Annotated in this window: 18 protein-coding genes; 12 read left to right on the top strand and 6 right to left on the bottom strand. The window is 61.9% G+C overall.

Annotated features, from left to right (window positions below; translation table 11 throughout):
- Positions 1-174 precede the first annotated feature (174 nt).
- The 3 genes from AWU82_RS09970 to AWU82_RS09960 all read right to left on the bottom strand — a co-directional run bounded on the left by AWU82_RS09970 (position 175) and on the right by AWU82_RS09960 (position 4230).
- Positions 175-1755: an aldehyde dehydrogenase (NADP(+)) gene (locus AWU82_RS09970; RefSeq protein WP_064380410.1), complete on the bottom strand. Its 1581-nt coding sequence runs from the start codon at positions 1753-1755 to the stop codon at positions 175-177.
- Between the two features lie 9 nt (positions 1756-1764).
- A complete protein-coding gene (araD1, locus tag AWU82_RS09965) occupies positions 1765-2757 on the bottom strand; it encodes an AraD1 family protein (protein WP_064380412.1) in 993 nt (330 codons plus the stop codon).
- Positions 2758-2907: 150 nt separating this feature from the next.
- Entirely contained in the window at positions 2908-4230 is a 1323-nt protein-coding gene (locus tag AWU82_RS09960; RefSeq protein ID WP_064380415.1) for an MFS transporter, read from the bottom strand.
- 193 nt (positions 4231-4423) lie between these two features.
- On the opposite strand from AWU82_RS09960, the gene AWU82_RS09955 reads away from it, so the two are divergent.
- Positions 4424-6160 (top strand): IlvD/Edd family dehydratase, encoded by a 1737-nt coding sequence (locus AWU82_RS09955; protein WP_064380416.1) that lies wholly within the window; start codon positions 4424-4426, stop codon positions 6158-6160.
- 199 nt (positions 6161-6359) lie between these two features.
- On the top strand, positions 6360-7079 hold the full coding sequence (locus AWU82_RS09950; protein WP_039766869.1) for a FadR/GntR family transcriptional regulator: 720 nt from the start codon (positions 6360-6362) through the stop codon (positions 7077-7079).
- Between the two features lie 179 nt (positions 7080-7258).
- On the opposite strand, the gene AWU82_RS09945 is transcribed toward AWU82_RS09950, so the two are convergent.
- Positions 7259-9643, bottom strand: a complete 2385-nt coding sequence (locus AWU82_RS09945) for an efflux RND transporter permease subunit (RefSeq protein WP_064380418.1) — start codon at positions 9641-9643, stop codon at positions 7259-7261.
- 28 nt (positions 9644-9671) lie between these two features.
- Positions 9672-10700 (bottom strand): WD40/YVTN/BNR-like repeat-containing protein, encoded by a 1029-nt coding sequence (locus AWU82_RS09940; RefSeq protein ID WP_064380420.1) that lies wholly within the window; start codon positions 10698-10700, stop codon positions 9672-9674.
- 324 nt (positions 10701-11024) lie between these two features.
- Here AWU82_RS09940 and AWU82_RS09935 point away from each other — a divergent pair, with 324 nt between their 5' ends.
- From AWU82_RS09935 to AWU82_RS09905, 7 genes are all read left to right on the top strand, one after another.
- Positions 11025-11615, top strand: coding sequence for an amino acid synthesis family protein (locus AWU82_RS09935; protein ID WP_007957412.1), 591 nt, complete (start codon positions 11025-11027; stop codon positions 11613-11615).
- 32 nt (positions 11616-11647) lie between these two features.
- The gene (locus tag AWU82_RS09930) at positions 11648-12481 is read left to right on the top strand and encodes an alpha/beta fold hydrolase (protein ID WP_039766874.1); all 834 of its coding nucleotides are present in this window, start codon (positions 11648-11650) and stop codon (positions 12479-12481) included.
- Positions 12478-13959, top strand: coding sequence for an aldehyde dehydrogenase (locus tag AWU82_RS09925; protein WP_064380422.1), 1482 nt, complete (start codon positions 12478-12480; stop codon positions 13957-13959). Before AWU82_RS09930 ends, AWU82_RS09925 begins: the two co-directional genes overlap by 4 nt.
- Positions 13960-13971: 12 nt before the next feature.
- A complete protein-coding gene (locus AWU82_RS09920) occupies positions 13972-14457 on the top strand; it encodes a flavin reductase family protein (RefSeq protein WP_064380424.1) in 486 nt (161 codons plus the stop codon).
- A 135-nt stretch (positions 14458-14592) separates the two neighbouring features.
- Positions 14593-14982 (top strand): carboxymuconolactone decarboxylase family protein, encoded by a 390-nt coding sequence (locus tag AWU82_RS09915; RefSeq protein ID WP_064384063.1) that lies wholly within the window; start codon positions 14593-14595, stop codon positions 14980-14982.
- Between the two features lie 58 nt (positions 14983-15040).
- Positions 15041-15793 carry a GntR family transcriptional regulator gene (locus AWU82_RS09910; RefSeq protein WP_039766879.1) on the top strand — a complete coding sequence of 251 codons (753 nt, stop codon included), beginning with the start codon at positions 15041-15043 and terminating at the stop codon, positions 15791-15793.
- Position 15794: 1 nt separating this feature from the next.
- A complete protein-coding gene (locus AWU82_RS09905) occupies positions 15795-16358 on the top strand; it encodes an NUDIX hydrolase (protein WP_007957402.1) in 564 nt (187 codons plus the stop codon).
- Between the two features lie 142 nt (positions 16359-16500).
- Here AWU82_RS09905 and AWU82_RS09900 read toward each other — a convergent pair whose 3' ends face one another.
- Entirely contained in the window at positions 16501-16794 is a 294-nt protein-coding gene (locus tag AWU82_RS09900) for a DUF1330 domain-containing protein (protein WP_064380426.1), read from the bottom strand.
- A 65-nt stretch (positions 16795-16859) separates the two neighbouring features.
- Between AWU82_RS09900 and ribBA the strand changes: the two genes are divergently transcribed.
- From ribBA to AWU82_RS09885, 3 genes are all read left to right on the top strand, one after another.
- Entirely contained in the window at positions 16860-17969 is a 1110-nt protein-coding gene (gene ribBA / locus AWU82_RS09895) for a bifunctional 3,4-dihydroxy-2-butanone-4-phosphate synthase/GTP cyclohydrolase II (protein ID WP_064380429.1), read from the top strand.
- 166 nt (positions 17970-18135) lie between these two features.
- Positions 18136-19161 (top strand): ABC transporter substrate-binding protein, encoded by a 1026-nt coding sequence (locus tag AWU82_RS09890; protein ID WP_064380432.1) that lies wholly within the window; start codon positions 18136-18138, stop codon positions 19159-19161.
- Positions 19158-20102 carry an ABC transporter permease gene (locus tag AWU82_RS09885; RefSeq protein ID WP_064380433.1) on the top strand — a complete coding sequence of 315 codons (945 nt, stop codon included), beginning with the start codon at positions 19158-19160 and terminating at the stop codon, positions 20100-20102. Before AWU82_RS09890 ends, AWU82_RS09885 begins: the two co-directional genes overlap by 4 nt.
- Positions 20103-20104 lie beyond the last annotated feature (2 nt).

The following is a 20104-nucleotide window of genomic DNA, read 5'->3' as shown; positions in this document are numbered from 1 at the left end:
GCCCTCGAATGGGACGCAGAGCGTCCCGGGCTGCATTCCCACGCGGAGCGTGGGAACGATCAACGATCCCTGTGGGAGCTGGCCAGCCTGCGATTGCAATTTGTCAGTCACATAAATACTGAATGTGCCGCCGCCATCGCTGGCAAGCCAGCTCCCACAGGGTTTTCGGTGTGGTTACAGGGCTTCGCGCGATGGCTTGCCGTCGACCAGCCGCTGAATACGCAGCGGGTTGGCGTTTTTCAGCGGTTCCGGCAGCAGGCTGTCGGGGTAGTTCTGGAAGCACACCGGGCGCAGGAAACGATCGATCGCCAGCGTACCCACCGAAGTGCCCCGAGCATCGGAGGTTGCCGGGTACGGCCCGCCGTGAACCATCGAGTCACAGACTTCGACACCGGTCGGATAACCATTGAGCAGGATCCGTCCGACCTTCTGCTCCAGCAACGGCGTCAGCTCCGGGAAGCGTTCGAAATCCGCCTGCTCGCCGATAATCGTCGCCGTCAGTTGCCCATGCAGGCCCTGCAACGCCGCGCTCAACTGCGCCTTGTCAGCCACTTCAACGATCACAGTGGTCGGGCCGAACACTTCTTCCTGCAGCACTTCATCGCCATCGATCAGCAGGCTGACATCGGCCTTGAACAACTGCGGTTGTGCCTGATTGCCCTGTTGCGGATTACCCGCCAGATGCTCAATGCCGGCGTGGGCCAAGAGTTTTTCCAGGCCTTTGCCGTAGCTGCCGAGGGTGCCGGCATTGAGCATGGTTTGCGCCGGTTGATCACTGATCAGCGCCGCGACTTGCTCTATGAATGCCGTGAACTGCGCTGAGCGAATGCCGATCACCAGGCCCGGATTGGTACAGAACTGACCGCAGCCCTGCACCACCGACGCGGTCAGATCGCGAGCAACGGTTTCCGAACGCACGGCCAGGGCCTCGGGCAATACGATCACCGGGTTGATGCTCGACATCTCGGCAAATACCGGGATTGGCTGAGGCCGCGCGGCGGCCATGTCACACAGCGCCCGTCCGCCACGCAGCGAGCCGGTGAAACCCACGGCCAGAATCGCAGGATGCTTGACCAGCCATTCGCCGACGCCACCGCCGTAGATCATGTTGAACACACCGGCCGGCATAGCGGTTTTTTCTGCTGCACGGATCAACGCGTCGGCAACGAGTTCGGCTGTGGCCATATGACCGCTGTGAGCCTTGAACACCACCGGGCAACCGGCCGCCAGCGCCGACGCGGTATCGCCGCCGGCGGTGGAGAATGCCAGCGGAAAATTGCTGGCGCCGAACACCGCCACCGGCCCCAGGCCGATGCGGTACTGGCGCAGATCCGGACGCGGCAACGGCTGACGATCCGGCAACGGCAGGTCGATGCGTGCACCGTAGAAATCACCGCGTCGCAGGACTTTGGCGAACAAGCGCATCTGGCCGCTGGTGCGCCCTCTTTCACCTTGAATCCGTCCGGCAGGCAGTGCGGTTTCGCGACAGACCACGGCCACGAAGTCATCGCCCAGCGCGTCCAGCTCATCGGCGATTGCATCGAGAAACTGTGCGCGGCGTTCGGCGCTGAGGCTGCGATACGCCGGATACGCCGCCGCAGCGGCCTTGGCGGCAGCGTCCACTTCCGCTTCCGTGGCCTGAATGAAATCGTGGGGCAGTGCTTCGCCCGTGGTGGCGTCGACGCTTTGCAGTTTGACGTTGCCCGCCGCGCTGCGACGACCGCCGATGTAGTTGTGACCGAGAATCTGAGTCATGGGATCTCCTTAAAGGGTGCCGATGCTGTCCGGTTCGAATGCCGCTGCGACCGGGGCGATGCCGTTGACCAGCGGTGCGCCGAATTCGGCCTGGTTGATTTCGAATACATCACCCGGCTGAGTGCGAATGCCATCGGCGAACGACAGGGTCGCGGTGCCGAAGAAGTGAATGTGCACATCACCCGGACGCAGGAACTGGCGGTACTTGAAGTGGTGGTACTCGAGGTTCGCCAGGCTGTGGCACATGTTGGCCTCGCCGCTGAGGAACTCGTTTTGCCACAGCACTTCGCCGTCGCGCAGGATGCGACTGGTGCCCGCCAGGTGTTGAGGCAATTCACCCGTGCGAAGTTCCGGGCCGTAGCTGCAACTGCGCAGTTTGGAGTGGGCCAGGTACAGGTAATTCTTGCGTTCCATGACGTGATCGGAGAACTCGTTGCCCACCGCAAAACCGAGGCGATACGGCTTGCCATCGTGGCCGATGATGTAGAGGCCGGCCATCTCCGGCTCCTCGCCGGCGTCTTCGGCAAACGGCGGCAGCGGGAACGGCTGGCCAGGACGCACGACAATGCTGCCGTCGCCCTTGTAGAACCATTCCGGCTGCACACCCGCCTGCCCCGCCGCCGGTTTGCCGCCCTCCACGCCCCATTTGAAGATACGCATGGTGTCGGTCATCGACGCTTCGTCGCCGGCCTGCTGATGCATCTTGTCCCGGGCCGAGGCACTGCCCAGGTGGGTGAGGCCGGTGCCGCTGACCAGCAGGTGCGCGGGGTCCGGGTGATCGAGTGGCGGCAGGATGCGCAGTTGGGCCAGCAACTCGGCGTAATCATGGCTGATGCCCAAGCCGAGGGTTTGCACTTGCTGCACGAGCGTGTTGCCGGCCTCGATCGCGGCCAGGGCCAGATCACGAACCGTGCGCGCATCCTGCACTTCACGCACCAGACCGTCCTCGACCACCCCGACACGGCGCTCGCCGCTACTCAATTCGAATTGAACCAGATGCATAAATCCTCTCCTGTAAACAAGCCTTCGAAACACCCCAAGACCCTGTGGGAGCTGGCTTGCCAGCGATAACCATCTGTCAGATACATCAATACTGAATGTGCTGACGTCATCGCTGGCAAGCCAGCTCCCACAAGGGATAGCGCCGATCATTCAGGTTCGAGTGGCACCGCGTGCGCTCGCTGCAAATTGCTCGACTGGCAGCACATGCTTGCGCTCCAGCACGCGATAGACGACGCCCGTCAGAATCAGCCCGAACACCATCACGCCGGACAGGAAGTACAGACCCGAAGCGAGGTTGCCGGTGTATTCCTTCAAGGCGCCGATCACGAACGGGCCGATGTAGCCGCCGAGGTTGCCCACCGAGTTGATCAACGCAATACCGGCCGCCGCACTGGCACCAGCGAAGAAGCGCCCCGGCAACGTCCAGAACACCGCCGTGCAGGAAAACAGCGCGAACGCCACCAGACACAACGCCGCCAGTTGCGCTACCGGCAACGACAGCCAGGCACTGAGGAACAGGCCCATGGCGCCCAGCACATAGAGCACCGCCAGATGACCATAGCGATCATTCAAACGGTCGGAACTGCGCGGAATGATCAGCAGGCCGATGATCCCGAAGATGTACGGCACCGATGACACAAAACCGGTCACCAGATCGCTGCCGCCGAACTGTTTGATCAGGGTCGGCAGCCACAGGCCCAGGCCATAAATGCTCAGGGTGACCGGCAGATAGAACAGCGCCAGCAGCAACACACGTTTGTCTTTCAGCGCATGCAGCGGATTGCCGTGACGGGTCTGGCCGTATTCCTGCAGGTCCTTTTTCAGCTCGCCGGTCAACCAGTCCTTCTCGGCCTGATCCATCCATTTCACTTGCTGCGGGCCGTCCGGCAACCAGCGCAATACCGGCCAGGTCAGCAGGATCGCCGGGGTACCGATGACGATGAACAGCCACTGCCAGCCATGCAGGCCGAGGATGCCGTCCATGCCCAGCAAACCGCCCGAAACGGGGCCGGTGATCATCATCGCGATGGGTTGGGACAGGATGAACAACCCGAGGATCTTGCCGCGATGGCGCACCGGGAACCATTGGGTGATGTAGTAAAGAACGCCGGGAAAGAACCCCGCCTCCGCCGCGCCGAGCAGAAAGCGCATCACGTAGAAACTGTGCGGGCCCTGAACGAAGGCCATGCCAATGGTGATCGCGCCCCAGGTGATCATGATCCGCGCAAACCAGCGCCGCGCGCCAAAGCGTTCGAGCATCAGATTGCTGGGGATTTCAAACAGAAAGTAGCCGATGAAAAACAGCCCGGCGCCGAGGCCGTAGGCGGCATCGCCAATGCCGATGTCGGCGCCCATGTGCAGCTTGGCGAAGCCGACGGCGGAGCGATCCACATAGGCGATCAGGTACAGCAGGATCAGGAAGGGAATCAGTTTCAGCGTGATGCGCCGGATAAGCCGCAGTTCCTGGCTCATGAGATCGGTCTCCGATTGTTGTTTTTATGGAACCTCGGGGGACGCCTCTCGCGGAAAACCACCAGGGCCATCCCTCCGTCGAAAACGACTATATAGTAATACTAATTACGCAACAACACTTCCAAAGCGGCGATTTTGCGCTTATGTTTAGCCGAAGCTCGCAAACAATAGTCTTACAATAAGAGAATCGATCATGTCTGATAAGAAACCCACCCTGCGCTCCGCCCAATGGTTTGGCACGGCCGACAAGAACGGCTTCATGTACCGCAGCTGGATGAAGAATCAGGGCATCGCCGACCATCAGTTCCACGGCAAGCCGATCATCGGCATCTGCAACACCTGGTCAGAGCTGACCCCGTGCAACGCGCACTTCCGCCAGATCGCGGAACACGTCAAACGCGGGGTGATCGAGGCCGGTGGTTTTCCGGTTGAATTCCCGGTGTTCTCCAATGGCGAGTCGAACCTGCGCCCGACCGCCATGCTCACCCGCAACCTGGCGAGCATGGACGTCGAGGAAGCGATTCGCGGCAACCCGATTGACGGCGTGGTGCTGCTGACCGGTTGCGACAAGACCACCCCGGCCCTGCTGATGGGCGCGGCCAGTTGCGACGTGCCGGCGATCGTTGTCACCGGCGGGCCGATGCTCAACGGCAAGCACAAGGGTAAGGACATCGGCTCCGGCACCGTGGTCTGGCAGCTCAGCGAACAGGTCAAGGCCGGCACCATCACGATTGACGATTTCCTCGCGGCCGAGGGCGGCATGTCGCGCTCCGCCGGTACCTGCAACACCATGGGTACCGCGTCGACCATGGCCTGCATGGCCGAAGCACTGGGCACTTCCCTGCCGCACAACGCGGCGATTCCGGCAGTGGATGCGCGGCGTTATGTGCTGGCGCACATGTCCGGCATGCGCGCGGTCGAGATGGTGCGTGAAGACTTGAAGCTGTCGAAGATCCTGACCAAGGAAGCCTTCGAAAACGCGATCAGGGTCAACGCAGCGATTGGCGGTTCGACCAACGCGGTGATCCACCTGAAAGCCATCGCCGGACGCATCGGCGTCGAGTTGGATCTGGACGACTGGACCCGCATCGGTCGTGGCATGCCGACCATCGTCGACCTGCAACCGTCCGGGCGTTTCCTGATGGAAGAGTTCTACTACGCGGGCGGCTTGCCGGCCGTGCTGCGCCGCCTTGGCGAGGCCAATCTGATTCCCAATCCGAACGCATTGACCGTCAACGGCAAATCCATCGGCGAGAACACCAAGGACGCGCCGATCTACGGCGAGGACGAAGTGATCCGTACTCTCGACAATCCGATCCGCGCCGACGGCGGTATCTGCGTATTGCGCGGCAACCTGGCGCCACTGGGCGCGGTGCTCAAACCGTCAGCCGCCACGCCGGAACTGATGCAGCACCGTGGCCGCGCCGTCGTTTTCGAGAACTTCGACATGTACAAGGCGCGGATCAACGACCCGGAACTGGACGTCGATGCGGACTCGATTCTCGTGATGAAAAATTGCGGGCCGAAGGGTTATCCGGGCATGGCCGAAGTCGGCAACATGGGGTTGCCGGCCAAGCTGCTGGCACAGGGCGTGACCGACATGGTGCGCATCTCCGATGCACGGATGAGCGGCACCGCGTATGGCACCGTTGTCTTGCACGTCGCTCCGGAAGCGGCGGCCGGCGGGCCTTTGGCGGCGGTGAAGGAAGGTGACTGGATCGAACTGGACTGCGCCAGCGGGCGTTTGCATCTGGATATTCCGGACGCTGAACTGGCGGCGCGGATGGCGGATCTGCAACCGCCGCAGCAGCTGTTGGTAGGTGGGTATCGTCAGTTGTACATCGACCATGTGCTGCAGGCGGATCAGGGTTGCGATTTCGACTTCCTCGTCGGTTGCCGAGGGGCTGAAGTGCCGCGCCATTCCCACTAAAACCGCCGACTGATCGTTCCCACGCTCCGCGTGGGAATGCAGCCCGGGACGCTCTGCGTCCCATTCGAGAGCTGGAACGCAGAGCGTCCCTTCAGGCATTCCCACGCAGAGCGTGGGAACGATCATTGCCTCGCTCCAGATTACGTCGTGCCTGCTATGATGCGCGGCATCTCCATCGCTCAGGATCGCGCCACTCCCCATGGATTACCGCAAACCTTCCGACCGTAAAAGCATGCACTCGCGCATCGTCCAGGAACTGGGCATGCAGATTGTTTCCGGACGCTTTCTGCCCTGCGACAAACTGCCCGCCGAAGCCTTGCTCTGCGAGGAGTACGCGGTCAGCCGGCCGGTGTTGCGCGAAGCCACCCGAGTGCTGGTCGCCAAGGGTCTGGTGTATTCCAAACCGCGCGTCGGCACCGTGGTCAAGCCACGCCGCGAATGGCACATGCTCGACCCGGACGTGCTGCACTGGCTGATGCAAAGCAGCCCGCAGAACGAGTTCTTCAACGTCCTGACCAGCGTGCGCAGCATCATCGAACCGGCCGCCGCCGCCCTCGCCGCCCAGCATGCGACCGATGCCGATATCGCGTCGATTGCCGAGGCTTACCAGCGCATGGAAGCCGCACCGACCCCGGAAGCCTTGCTGCAACCGGATCTGGACTTTCACAGCCGGATTGCTGACGCAACCCACAACGACTTGCTGGCCAACCTGTGCAACATGCTTGCGGTGGCGATTGCCGAGGCGCTGAAGCATTCGAATCAGCGGCCGAATCTGCATGAACTGGCATTGCCTCGGCACAAGGCAATTCTGACGGCGATCGAGAATCGGGATGCGCTGGGGGCGCGGCATGCGACGTTGGTGCAGCTGGATGATGCGCGCAGTGCTTTGAGTGTTGTGCTCGGCACCGAACTCTCCTGAACACAACAAAACCCTGTGAGAGCTGGCTTGCCAGCGATGAAGGCTTAACATTCAACATTGATGTGGGCTGTTGATCCGCTATCGCTGGCAAGCCAGCTCCCACAGGGTTAATCGTGAACTTCGAGACATAAAAAAGCCGCAACCCTAAGGTTGCGGCTTTTTCATTTCAGCCAAATGGATCAGTGAGCAAACAGAGAGTTGCCCTTCTGCCCCGCCAGTTTCTCCGGCTTGATCAGGAACTTCGCCAGTGCCGGCAGCAGCCACAGCGCACCGAACATGTTCCACAGCAGCATGAAGGTCAGCATCAGGCCCATGTCGGCCTGGAACTTGATCGCCGAGAAAATCCACGTGCACACGCCGATGGCCAGGCACAGACCGGTGAACAGCACCGCTTTACCGGTGGATTTGAGGGTCTGGTAATAGGCTTCCTGCAACGGCAGGCCGGCTCGCAGAAAACTTTCCAGACGGCTATAGATGTAGATGCCGTAGTCCACGCCGATCCCCACGCCCAGCGCCACCACCGGCAGCGTCGCCACCTTCACGCCGATGCCCATGAACGCCATCAGCGCGTTGCCCAGCACCGAGGTCAGCACCAGCGGCAGCACGATGCACAAGGTCGCCGCCCACGAGCGGAAGGTGATCATGCACATCACCGCCACGCAGATGTACACCAGGATCAGGATGGTCAGCTCGGACTTCTTGATCACCTCGTTGGTGGCCGCCTCGATCCCGGCGTTACCGGCCGCGAGGATGAATTCCAGGCCTTCCTTGTTGTTTTCCTTGGCGAAGTCCTGCACCGCATGCACTGCGCGATCCAGGGTTTCGGCCTTGTGGTCGTTGAGGAACACCAGCACCGGCGCCAGCGAACAGCTGTTGTTGTACAGGCCATCGGCCCGGGCGATGGAGTTGTTCAGCACGTCCGGGTTACGCGACAGGGTCTCCCATTTCAGGTTGCCCTCGTTCATGCCCTTGATCATCTGCTTGGACACGGTCACCAGCGAGATGGCCGACTGCACGCCCTCGGTGTTCTGCATCTTCCACATCAGCTCGTCGATCGGCGCCATGGCTTCATAGCGCGAGCAGCCTTCGGACTTGGTCTTGACCATCACCACCAGCACGTCGGAACTGGTCGAGTAGTTGCTGATGATGAAGTTGTTGTCCTTGTTGTAGCGCGAGTCCGGACGCAGTTCCGGCGCGCCCTGGTCGAGGTCGCCGATCTTCAGGTTCTGGCTGTACCAGAGGCCGCCACCGAAGGCGACCAGCGCTAGGGCGATGGAAATCGGGGCGACTTTCGGGTTGGCGAAGTTCGACAGCAGGCGCCAGAACGGATGTTCGCGGTGCGCGTCCTTCTTGCTCTTGGCGATGGCGCGCTTGCTGATGCCGACATAGGAAATCGCCACCGGCAGCAGGATCAGGTTGGTGAACACGATCACCGCCACGCCGATGGAGGCGCCGATGGCCAGCTCGCGGATCACACCGATGTCGATGATCAACAGCGTGATGAAGCCGACGGCGTCCGCCAGAATCGCGATCATCCCCGGCAGGAACAGTTGCCGGAACGTGCGCCGCGCGGCGGTCAGGGCGTTGTCCGCCTCGCCGGATTGCAGGGCGATCCCGTTGATTTTCTGCACGCCGTGGGAAATGCCGATGGCGAAGATCAGGAACGGCACCAGCATCGAATACGGATCGAGACCGAACCCGAAGAAGTGCATCAACCCCAATTGCCAGACCACCGCCACCAGCGTGGTGCTCAACACCGCCACAGTGCTGCGCAGGCAGTTGGTGAACCACAGCAGCAGAATCAGGGTGATGACGAAGGCGATGCCGAAGAACATCACCACCATCACCAGACCGTCGATCAGGTCGCCAACCTTCTTGGCGAAACCGACGATGTGGATCTTGACGTTGGGGTTCTGCGCTTCGAACTTGTTGCGGATTTTATCTTCAAGCTCATGGGAGAACTTGCGGTAGTCCAGCGCCAGCAGCTTGCCCTGGTCCTGTGGGTCCGGGTAGGACTCCAGCAGCGGGATGTCGACGATGCTCGACTTGAAGTCGTTGGCCACCAGACGCCCGACCTGACCGGACTTGAGCACGTTGTTGCGCAACAGATCGAGGCTGTCCTGGGAGCCGTTGTAGCTCTGCGGGATCACTTCGCCGCCGGCGAAACCTTCCTCGGTCACTTCGGTCCAGCGCACGCTTGGGCTCCAAAGCGACTTGAGGCCGGAACGGTCGACGCCGGAGATGTAGAACACCTCGTCGTTGATCTGACGCAGGGTTTCCATGTACTCCCTGGAGAAAATGTCGCCGTCCTTCGCTTCCACCGAAATGCGCACGGTGTTGCCCAGGTTCGCCAGATCGTTGCGATGCTCCATCATCTTTTCAATGAACGGATGCTTGAGCGGGATCATCTTTTCGAAACTGGTGGACGGGCGGATCAGCGTGGCCTGCCAGAACAGGAAAATGCTGACCAGCAGGCAGATCACGATCACTGCCGGGCGGTTGTTGAAGATCAGACGCTCGAGAAACGTCGCCTTGTCCTGATGATGAGTGCTCAAGGAAGTCATAGCCCCGCCTTCTTATTATTGATTCGGCTCATTTGCCCAGCTCGGCGCCGTTCGGCGAAGTGACCCGGACGCCACCCTGCCCGCTCAGGATCAGATTGCCGTTGCCGGCGGCGGTGACCGACGACAGCGAGATGCGATCCGGACGGTTGAACACGCTGAAGGTTTCGCCGTTGTCACTGCTGCTGACCACCGAGCCGCCGTTGCCGACGATGACGATGGAGCCATCCTCGAGCAGCGTGGCGCCGGACAGGCCGAACTCCAGCGAACCGCGCGCGGCTTTCAGCTCGACCTGCTCCCACGTACTGCCGAAATCGGTGGAGCGGTAAAGGTTGCCGCGCAGGCCGTAGACCAGCAGGGTTTGCGGTTGCGCCGTGCCGATCACGCCAAACAGCGAGCCTTCGTACGGGCCTTCGAGTTTTTCCCAGGTCTGGCCCCCGTCTGCGGAGCGGAACATGCTGCCCGACTCGCCGACGATGAACAGGCCGGCGTCTTTTACGGAAGCGATGGCGTTGAGGTGGAACTGGTCTTCGTTGTCGAGGCGATCGCTGACGTCTTCCCAGTGCTTGCCGCCGTCGGTGGTTTCCAGCAGCGCGCCGTAGGCCCCCACAGCGAGGCCGCTGTTGAGGTCCTTGAACCAGACGTCGAGCAGCGGCGATTCGCGCTTGAGGTCTTCGAACTGTTTGGTCCAGGTCAGGCCGCCGTCTTCGCTGGCGAGAATCTGTGCGTCGTGGCCGACGGCCCAGCCGTGCTTGTCATCGACGAAATACACGGCCGTCAGCAATTGGCGGCTCGGCACCTTGGCCTGGGTCCAGGTCTTGCCCTGATCGTCGGAATAGAGAATGTGCCCGCGATCCCCGACCGCCACCAGCCGGGTTCCGGCGTGAACGACATCGAGCATCAGGCTTTTCGAGGCCTTGGCCGATTCGGTGGCATAGACCACGTCGGCGGGCGCTTCGGCGGCGAGAACCGGCGCCGACAATGTGGCAAAGCCCAGCAGAGAGAGTGCTGTGGCCAGCAACGCGGTGTTGCGTAACGCCGGCGGGCGGCAACGACTCATAGACCTTCCCCTGTTTATTATTGTTGGTCATGGACCTTAAGGGCGCCGCAAGGGTGCTCACGGTGACTGCCTGGTCACAAGCATAGTCCTGAAACCCGCTGTCCAGAGCCCCTTCGGAAGCTGGCTCATCCTATCGGGCATTCGAAACGTCTGACAATCGGCGCAACGTTATCTTTTGTTAACCGAAAGGGACTACAGCGGCAGCTGAATGCGCGGGCATTCGTCCGACTGATGGCAGGGAATCTTGCGAGGGGGACTTGCACGATCGGTATTATGGTATACCATCAGACGCACAGACACTCTTTATCCCCTACGGAGCAGCTCATGAGTTTCGAAATCCGCAAGATCGTCAGCTATGTCGAAGAGACCTTCATCGAAGGCGGCAAGGCGTCCGACACCCCGGTGACCATGGTCGGCCTGGCCGTCGTGATGAAGAACCCGTGGGTCGGCAATGGCTTTGTCGAAGATCTCAAGCCGCAGATCCGCGCCAATTGCTCCGACCTCGGCGCGATGATGGTCGAGCGTCTGGTGGGCATCATCGGCGGCGCCGAGAAGATCGAGGCCTACGGCAAAGCCGCGGTGGTCGGCGCTGATGGCGAAATCGAGCACGCGTCGGCGGTGATCCATACCCTGCGCTTCGGCAATCACTACCGCGAAGCGGTCAAGGCCAAGAGCTACCTGAGCTTCACCAACAAGCGCGGCGGCCCGGGCACTTCGATCCAGATTCCGATGATGCACAAGGATGACGAAGGCCTGCGCTCGCACTACATCACCCTGGAAATGCAGATCGAAGACGCCCCGCGCGCCGACGAAATCGTCGTGGTGCTCGGTTGCGCCGACGGTGGTCGCCTGCACCCGCGCATCGGCAATCGCTACATCGATCTGGAAGAACTGGCCGCCGAAAAAGCCCAGTAATCACAATAAAAAAGGCATTGCAGGAGCGCTCCATGATTCGGCTCACCGCTGAACTCACCCCGGCCGGCACCAGTTATCTGGCGACAGGCGTTGGCCAACCCGTGGTGTTGATCCACGGCGTGGGCTTGAACAAAGAAATGTGGGGCGGCCAGATCGTTGGCCTGGCCACGCAATACCGGGTGATCGCCTACGACATGCTCGGCCATGGCGCCAGCCCGCGACCGGCCAGCGGCACCGCCCTGCTCGGCTATGCCGATCAGTTGCTGGAGCTGCTCGACCACCTGCAATTGCCCGAGGCGTCGGTGATCGGCTTTTCCATGGGTGGTCTGGTGGCGCGGGCGTTTGCCCTGCATTACCCGGAACGCCTGAAAAGCCTGGTGGTGCTCAACAGCGTGTTCAACCGCAGCGAAGAGCAGCGCGCCGGGGTTATCGCCCGCACTGCGCAGGCCGCCGAGCACGGGCCGGACGCGAATGCCGAAGCGGCGCTGTCGCGCTGGTTCAGCCGCGAATACCAGGCGGCCAACCCGGCGCAGATCGCTGCGATCCGCCAGACCCTGGCCGGCAATGATCCGCAGGGCTACCTGACCACCTACGAACTGTTCGCCACCCAGGACATGTACCGCGCCGATGACCTGGGCAGCATCCAGGCGCCGACGCTGATCGCCACTGGTGAACTGGACCCCGGATCGACCCCGGAAATGGCCGAGCAACTGGCCGCGCGCATTCCCGGTGCGAAGGTTGCCGTGCTGCCCGAGCAACGGCATATGATGCCGGTAGAGTCGCCACGGCTGGTGAACCAGACGCTGCTGGAATTTCTCGACACCGCACACGCCCGACAAAACCATATAAAGGGGATCGTTGCATGACGCTCGCACGCTTCCAGATGTGCATCGGCGGAGAATGGGTCGACGCCCTCTCCGGCAAGACGTTCGAAAGCCTCAACCCGGCGCTGGCCGAGCCTTGGGCCCAATTGCCCGACGCTGACGAGGTCGACGTCGAACGCGCCGTGCAAGCCGCACAGAACGCCTTCGACAGCCCGGTATGGCGTGGCTTGACCGCCACCGCGCGCGGCAAACTGCTGCGTCGGCTCGGTGACCTGATCGCCGAAAACAAGGAACAACTGGCGCAGCTGGAAAGCCGTGACAACGGCAAACTGATCCGCGAAACCCGGGGTCAGGTCGGTTATCTGCCGGAGTTTTTCCACTACACCGCCGGCCTCGCCGACAAGCTCGAAGGCGGCACCCTGCCGCTGGATAAGCCCGATCTGTTCGCCTACACCGTGCACGAAGCCATGGGTGTGGTCGCCGCGATCATTCCCTGGAACAGCCCGCTTTACCTGACCGCGATCAAACTGGCGCCGGCATTGGCAGCGGGCAACACCATCGTGATCAAGCCGTCCGAGCATGCCTCGGCAACCATTTTGGAACTGGCGCGCCTGGCCCTCGAAGCCGGGATTCCGCCGGGGGTGGTCAACGTCGTCACCGGCTACGGCCCGAGCACTGGCGCCGCCCTCACCCGTCATCCGCTGGTCCGCAAGATCGCCTTCACCGGCGGCGCGGCCACGGCCCGGCACGTGGTGCGCAGCAGCGCAGAGAACTTCGCCAAGCTGTCGCTGGAGCTGGGCGGCAAGTCGCCGAACATCATCTTCGCCGACGCCGATCTCGACAGCGCGATCAACGGCGCGATTGCCGGGATCTACGCGGCATCCGGCCAGAGTTGCGTCTCCGGCTCGCGACTGCTGGTGCAGGATGAAATCTACGACGAATTCGTCAACCGACTGGTGGAGCGCGCCCAGCGCATCCGCATCGGCAACCCGCAGGACGACAGCAGCGAAATGGGCCCGATGGCCACCGCGCAGCAACTGGCCGTGGTTGAAGGTCTGGTGGCTGATGCGATTGCTGAAGGCGCGCGTCTGCGCCTGGGTGGCAAGCGTCCGAGTGGCGTGGGCGATGGCTGGTTCTATGAACCGACGCTGTTCGAGTGCGATCGCAATTCGATGAAGATCATGCAGGAAGAAGTGTTCGGTCCGGTGGCTTCGGTGATCCGCTTCAAGGATGAAGCCGAAGCGCTGGCGATTGCCAACGACTCGCAGTTCGGCCTCGCTGCCGGCATCTGGACCCGCGATCTGGGCCGCGCCCATCGCCTGGCCCGGGACGTGCGTTCGGGGATCATCTGGGTCAACACCTACCGCGCGGTGTCGGCCATGGCACCGATCGGCGGCTTCAAGAACAGTGGCTATGGACGCGAAAGCGGCATCGATTCGGTGCTGGCCTACACCGAACTGAAAACGGTGTGGATCAACCTCTCCCAGGCACCGATGCCTGATCCGTTTGTGATGCGTTAGGAGTCCTGCGACATGATCGAACCCGGCATTTACAAAGACGTCATGAGCTCGTTTCCGTCCGGGGTCACGGTGGTCACCACCCTCGACCCGGACGGCGGCATCGTCGGCATCACCGCCAGCGCCTTCAGCGCGCTGTCGATTGATCCGGCGCTGGTGCTGTTCTGCCCCAACTACGCCTCCGACACCTACCCGGTGTTGCGCGACAGCAAGCGTTTCGCGATCCATTTGCTGTCCGCCGACCAGACCGCCGAGGCCTACGCCTTTGCCGGCAAAGGCAAGGACAAGGCCAACGGCATCGAGTGGCATTTGAGCGAGCTCGGTAACCCGATCCTCGCCAAGGCCACGGCGATCATCGAGTGCGAACTATGGCGCGAATACGACGGCGGCGATCACGCGATCATCGTCGGCGCGGTGAAGAACCTGATCCTGCCGGAGCAACCGGTGACGCCGATGATCTATCACAAGGGCAAGCTCGGCGCGTTGCCGACACTGGCCTGACGGAACAATGCAAAACCCTGTGGGAGCTGGCTTGCCAGCGATGGCGGTGGATCAGCCAGCATAGATGTCGAATGTGATGCCGTCATCGCTGGCAAGCCAGCTCCCACAAGGGGATTTGTGGTGTGAGGGGAAATGATGAGTAACGAGAAGTATGAAAAGGGCCTGAAGATCCGCACCCAGGTGCTGGGCGAAGCCTATGTGCAGCGCTCGATCGAGAACGCCGACGACTTCACCCGCCCGCTGCAGGAAATGGTCACCGAATACTGCTGGGGCCACGTCTGGGGACGCGACGGCCTGTCGCTCAAGGAGCGCAGCATGATCAACCTGGCGATGATCTCGGCGCTCAACCGCCCGCACGAACTGAAACTGCATGTGCGCGGCGCCTTGCGTAACGGCCTGAGTCGTGAGCAAATACGCGAAATTCTGCTTCAGGTCGGTATTTATTGCGGCGTCCCGGCAGCCGTGGACAGTTTCCGGCTCGCCCGTGAAGCCTTCGCCGAAGCCGACGCCGAGGCCTCCAGTTAACCCCTCGGCTGTTTTGATGCCCGTCTGGCATGGACAGCCACCTTAAAGAGCGGACCCCATGAAACGCCTGCCACTCGACGACAGCTTCAAGGTCAATCGCAACCCCGTCACCCTGCGCGAAATCGTGCTGGATAAACTGCGAAGCGCCATCATGAACTTCCAGCTGCTGCCGGGCGATCGCCTGGTGGAGCGCGATCTGTGCGATCGCCTGGGCGTGAGCCGTACGTCGGTGCGTGAAGCCTTGCGTCACCTCGAATCCGAAGGCCTGGTGGAATTCGCCGACGCCAAGGGCCCGCGCGTGGCGATCATCACCCTCGCCGATGCCGTCGACATTTATGAGCTGCGTTGCGTGCTCGAAGGCCTGATCGTCCAGCTGTTCACCCTGCGCGCCAAGGCCAAGGACATCAAGGCCCTGGAAAAAGCCCTCGACGAGAACCGCAAGGCGCTCAAGGACGGCGAGTTGCAGCAGGTGATCGACTCGGTGCAGGGTTTCTACGACGTGCTGCTGGAAGGTTCCGGCAACCATGTCGCAGCCACTCAGCTGCGTCAGTTGCAGGCGCGTATCAGCTACTTGCGCGCAACGTCGGTGTCCCAGGAAAACCGTCGCGGCGCCAGCAATCACGAGATGGAAAAAATGGTTGAGGCGATCAAGAGCGGCGATCCGCTGGCGGCGCATCAGGCGTGCGTCGATCACGTGCGCGCTGCGGCTGCCGTCGCTCTCGATTACCTCAAGCGCAAACAGGAAGAGACCGGCGACACACCGCCAATCACCCTGCCCATCGCGCTGAAAGAACCGCGCATAGGTCACTGACATGTTCAGCCCGAGCTTTTGCCCGAAATGCGGTGGCGCTGACCTCGGTCAGCAAGTGCCGCCGGGCGATACGCACGAGCGCCTGATGTGCCGCGGTTGCGGCTACATCCACTATGTAAACCCGAAGATCATCGCCGGCTGCATCATCGAGCAGGACGGCAAGTACCTCTTGTGCCAACGGGCGATTCCCCCGCGCCCCGGCACCTGGACCCTGCCCGCCGGTTTCATGGAAAGCGGCGAAACCACCGAACAGGCGGCCCTGCGCGAAGTCTGGGAAGAAAGCGGCGTGCGCGCGGAAATCGTCTCGCCGTATTCAATTTTCAGCGTGCCGAAGATCAGCGAGGTCTACATCATCTTCCGCGCCCTCGCGCTGGAGATCACCGGCCAGTACGGCCCGGAAACCCTCGCCTGCAAATTCTTCGCCCCCGAAGACATCCCGTGGGAGCAGATCTACTACCCGGCGATCCGGCAGATCCTCGAACGCTACATCGAGGAACGCCAGGCCGGGGTGTATGGCATGTACATGGGCAATGACGACAGCGGCAAGATTCATTTCATGCGTTGATCGTGCTGCCCGCGCCGTCTGATCGTTCCCACGCTCCGCGTGGGAATGCCTCAACGGACGCTCCGCGTTCGGCTGTGGAAGGGACGCGGAGCGTCCCGGGCTGCATTCCCACGCAGAGCGTGGGAACGATCAAAGCAAGTCGTTACGGCACCATCCCTTCCACAATAACGATCTCCGCCCGCGCCCACTCCTCGCGATAGCTTTTCGCTTCCTGATACGCCGCCGAGCGATAGCACGCCACCGCCTTCTCGTAGCTGTCGAACTCGATCACCACGCTGCGCTGCGGCGTCGTCCGCCCTTCCATTGCTTCGCTGCGCCCGCCTCTGGCCAAGAACTTCGCGCCGAACTCGGCGAACGCTTTCGGCGCGCGCTGGGTGTATTGGCTGTAGTGATCGGGATCGGTGATGTCCACGTGAGCAATCCAGTACGCCTTCATAGTGACCTCTTGGTTGATTTTGTATTATGGTATACCACGAATTTCATCCACATCGAGAGTCCAGCATGGCCTTCAACAGCATCGAAGAAATCATCGAAGATTATCGTCTTGGCAAAATGGTGTTGCTGGTCGATGACGAAGACCGGGAAAACGAAGGCGACCTGTTGCTGGCCGCCGACCGTTGCACGCCCGAGGCAATCAGTTTCATGGCCCGTGAGGCTCGGGGGCTGATCTGCCTGACGTTGACTGACGATCATTGCCAGCGTCTGGGGCTGGAGCAGATGGTGCCGAGCAATGGCAGCGTGTTCAGCACCGCGTTCACGGTTTCCATCGAAGCGGCGGTCGGTGTGACTACTGGCATTTCCGCAGCCGACCGCGCCTGTACGGTGGCCGCTGCGGTGGCGCCGAACGCACGCGCAGAAGACCTGGTGCAGCCAGGCCATATCTTTCCGTTGCGCGCCAAGGAAGGTGGTGTGTTGACCCGCGCCGGTCACACCGAGGCTGGTTGTGATCTGGCGCGGCTGGCCGGTTTCACGCCAGCCTCGGTGATCGTCGAAGTGATGAACGACGACGGCACCATGGCCCGTCGTCCGGATCTGGAAGTCTTCGCCCGCAAACACGGGATCAAGATCGGCACCATCGCCGACCTGATCCACTATCGCCTGAGCACCGAACACACCATTGAGCGCATCGGTGAACGCGAGTTGCCGACGGTGCATGGCACCTTCCGTTTGATCACTTTCGAAGATCGCATCGAGGGCGGCGTGCACATGGCGATGGTCATGGGTGAGCTGCGCCGCGAAGAGCCCACGCTGGTGCGCGTGCATGTGATTGATCCGCTGCGCGATCTGGTCGGCGCCGAGTACAGCGGGCCGACGAACTGGACGTTGTGGGCAGCGCTGCAACGGGTCGCGGCCGAAGGGCATGGCGTGGTCGTGGTGCTGGCCAATCATGAGTCTTCCCAGGCGCTGCTGGAGCGCATTCCGCAACTGACTCAGCCGCCTCGACAGTTCAGTCGCTCGCAATCGCGGATCTATTCGGAAGTCGGCACCGGGGCGCAGATTCTGCAGAACCTGGGCGTCGGCAAGCTGCGCCACTTGGGCCCGCCGCTGAAGTATGCCGGGTTGACTGGGTACGATCTTGAGGTAGTTGAGAGCATTCCATTCACCGAATGACCCTGTTTGCCAGATAGCCGGTACGGCAAAGTGCTTGCACAAAGTTTGGAATACCATAATATGATATTCCATAGACCGGACGACTTGAAAAACCGTCCAGCTACTGCTCCCGACAGGCGGGCAACAACGCAAGCCCGCTCAAAAACACAACAATGAGGGCGTAAAAATGGTGTTGAACAAAGCTGCAACCGCGATCTTTCTTGCGGGACTGCTGAGCGTGACCGGCCAGGCCGCGATGGCCGCCGAGAGTGTGAACTTTGTCAGCTGGGGCGGTAGCACCCAGGATGCGCAGAAACAGGCCTGGGCCGATCCGTTCAGCAAGGCCAGCGGCATCACCGTCGTGCAGGACGGCCCGACCGACTACGGCAAACTCAAGGCTATGGTCGAAAGCGGCAACGTGCAATGGGACGTGGTCGACGTCGAAGCCGACTTCGCTCTGCGCGCCGCCGCCGAAGGCCTGCTCGAACCCCTCGATTTCAAACAGATCCAGCGCGACAAGATCGACCCGCGTTTCGTCAGCGACTACGGCGTCGGCTCGTTCTTCTTCTCCTTCGTCCTCGGCTACAACGAGGGCAAACTCGGCGCCAACAAGCCGCAGGACTGGAGCGCGCTGTTCGACACCAAGACCTTCCCCGGCAAACGCGCCCTGTACAAATGGCCAAGTCCCGGCGTGCTTGAGCTCGCCCTGCTCGCCGACGGCGTGCCGGCCGACAAGCTTTACCCGCTGGACCTGGATCGCGCCTTCAAGAAACTCGACACCATCAAGAAAGACATCGTCTGGTGGGGCGGTGGCGCGCAGTCGCAGCAACTGCTGGCCTCCGGTGAAGCGAGCATGGGCCAGTTCTGGAACGGCCGGATTCATGCCCTGCAGGAAGACGGCGCACCGGTCGGCGTGAGCTGGAAACAGAACCTGGTCATGGCCGACATTCTGGTCGTGCCAAAGGGCGCGAAAAACAAGGACGCGGCGATGAAGTTTCTGGCCAGCGCCAGTAGCGCGAAGGGCCAGGCCGACTTCTCCAACCTGACCGCCTACGCCCCGGTCAACGTCGACAGTGTGCAGCGTCTGGATTCGACGCTGGCCCCGAACCTGCCGACTGCCTACGCTAAGGATCAGATCACTCTTGATTTCGCGTACTGGGCCAAGAACGGTCCGGCCATCGCGACACGGTGGAACGAATGGCTGGTCAAATGAAAATGGCGGCCACCGCGTCCCGTCCCTCCACTGCCACCGGGAGCGCCGCAAGCGCTGCCGGCCTGGCATCCGGCAAGGCGAGTGCCATGGCGCAAGCCCCGTCCCTCAAGCAACGCTGGCGCGGCGCCGGCAACCTCGCGCCGGCACTGCTGTTCCTCGGTCTGTTCTTTCTCGCCCCGCTGATTGGTTTGTTGCTGCGCGGCGTGCTGGAACCGGTGCCGGGCCTCGGCAACTATGAACAACTGTTCGCCAACTCGGCGTATGCACGGGTGCTGTTCAACACCTTCTCGGTGGCGGGACTGGTGACGGTGTTCAGCCTGCTGCTGGGCTTCCCGCTGGCCTGGGCAATCACCCTGGTGCCGCGTGGCTGGGGCCGCTGGATCCTCAACATCGTGCTGCTGTCGATGTGGACAAGCCTCCTCGCCCGCACCTATTCCTGGCTGGTGCTGTTGCAGGCTTCGGGCGTCATCAATAAAGCCTTGATGGCCATGGGCATCATCGATCAGCCGCTGGAAATGGTGCACAACCTGACCGGCGTAGTGATCGGCATGAGCTACATCATGATTCCGTTCATCGTGCTGCCGTTGCAGGCGACCATGCAGGCCATCGACCCGATGATCCTGCAGGCCGGCTCGATCTGTGGCGCAAGTCCCTGGACCAACTTCTTCCGGGTGTTCCTGCCGCTGTGCCGGCCGGGTCTGGCGTCCGGCGGGTTGATGGTGTTCGTGATGTCGCTCGGTTACTACGTCACCCCGGCGCTGCTGGGCGGGGCGCAGAACATGATGCTGCCGGAATTCATCATTCAGCAGGTGCAGTCGTTCCTCAACTGGGGCCTGGCCAGCGCCGGCGCCGCGTTGCTGATCGTCATTACGCTGGTGCTGTTCTACGTCTACCTGAAGCTGCAGCCGGAATCCCCGGTTGGCGCCAGTCACGCGAGGTAAGC

Source organism: Pseudomonas glycinae (assembly GCF_001594225.2).
Classification (GTDB): Bacteria; Pseudomonadota; Gammaproteobacteria; order Pseudomonadales; family Pseudomonadaceae; genus Aquipseudomonas; species Aquipseudomonas glycinae.
This window is presented reverse-complemented; position numbering and strand designations above follow the sequence as displayed.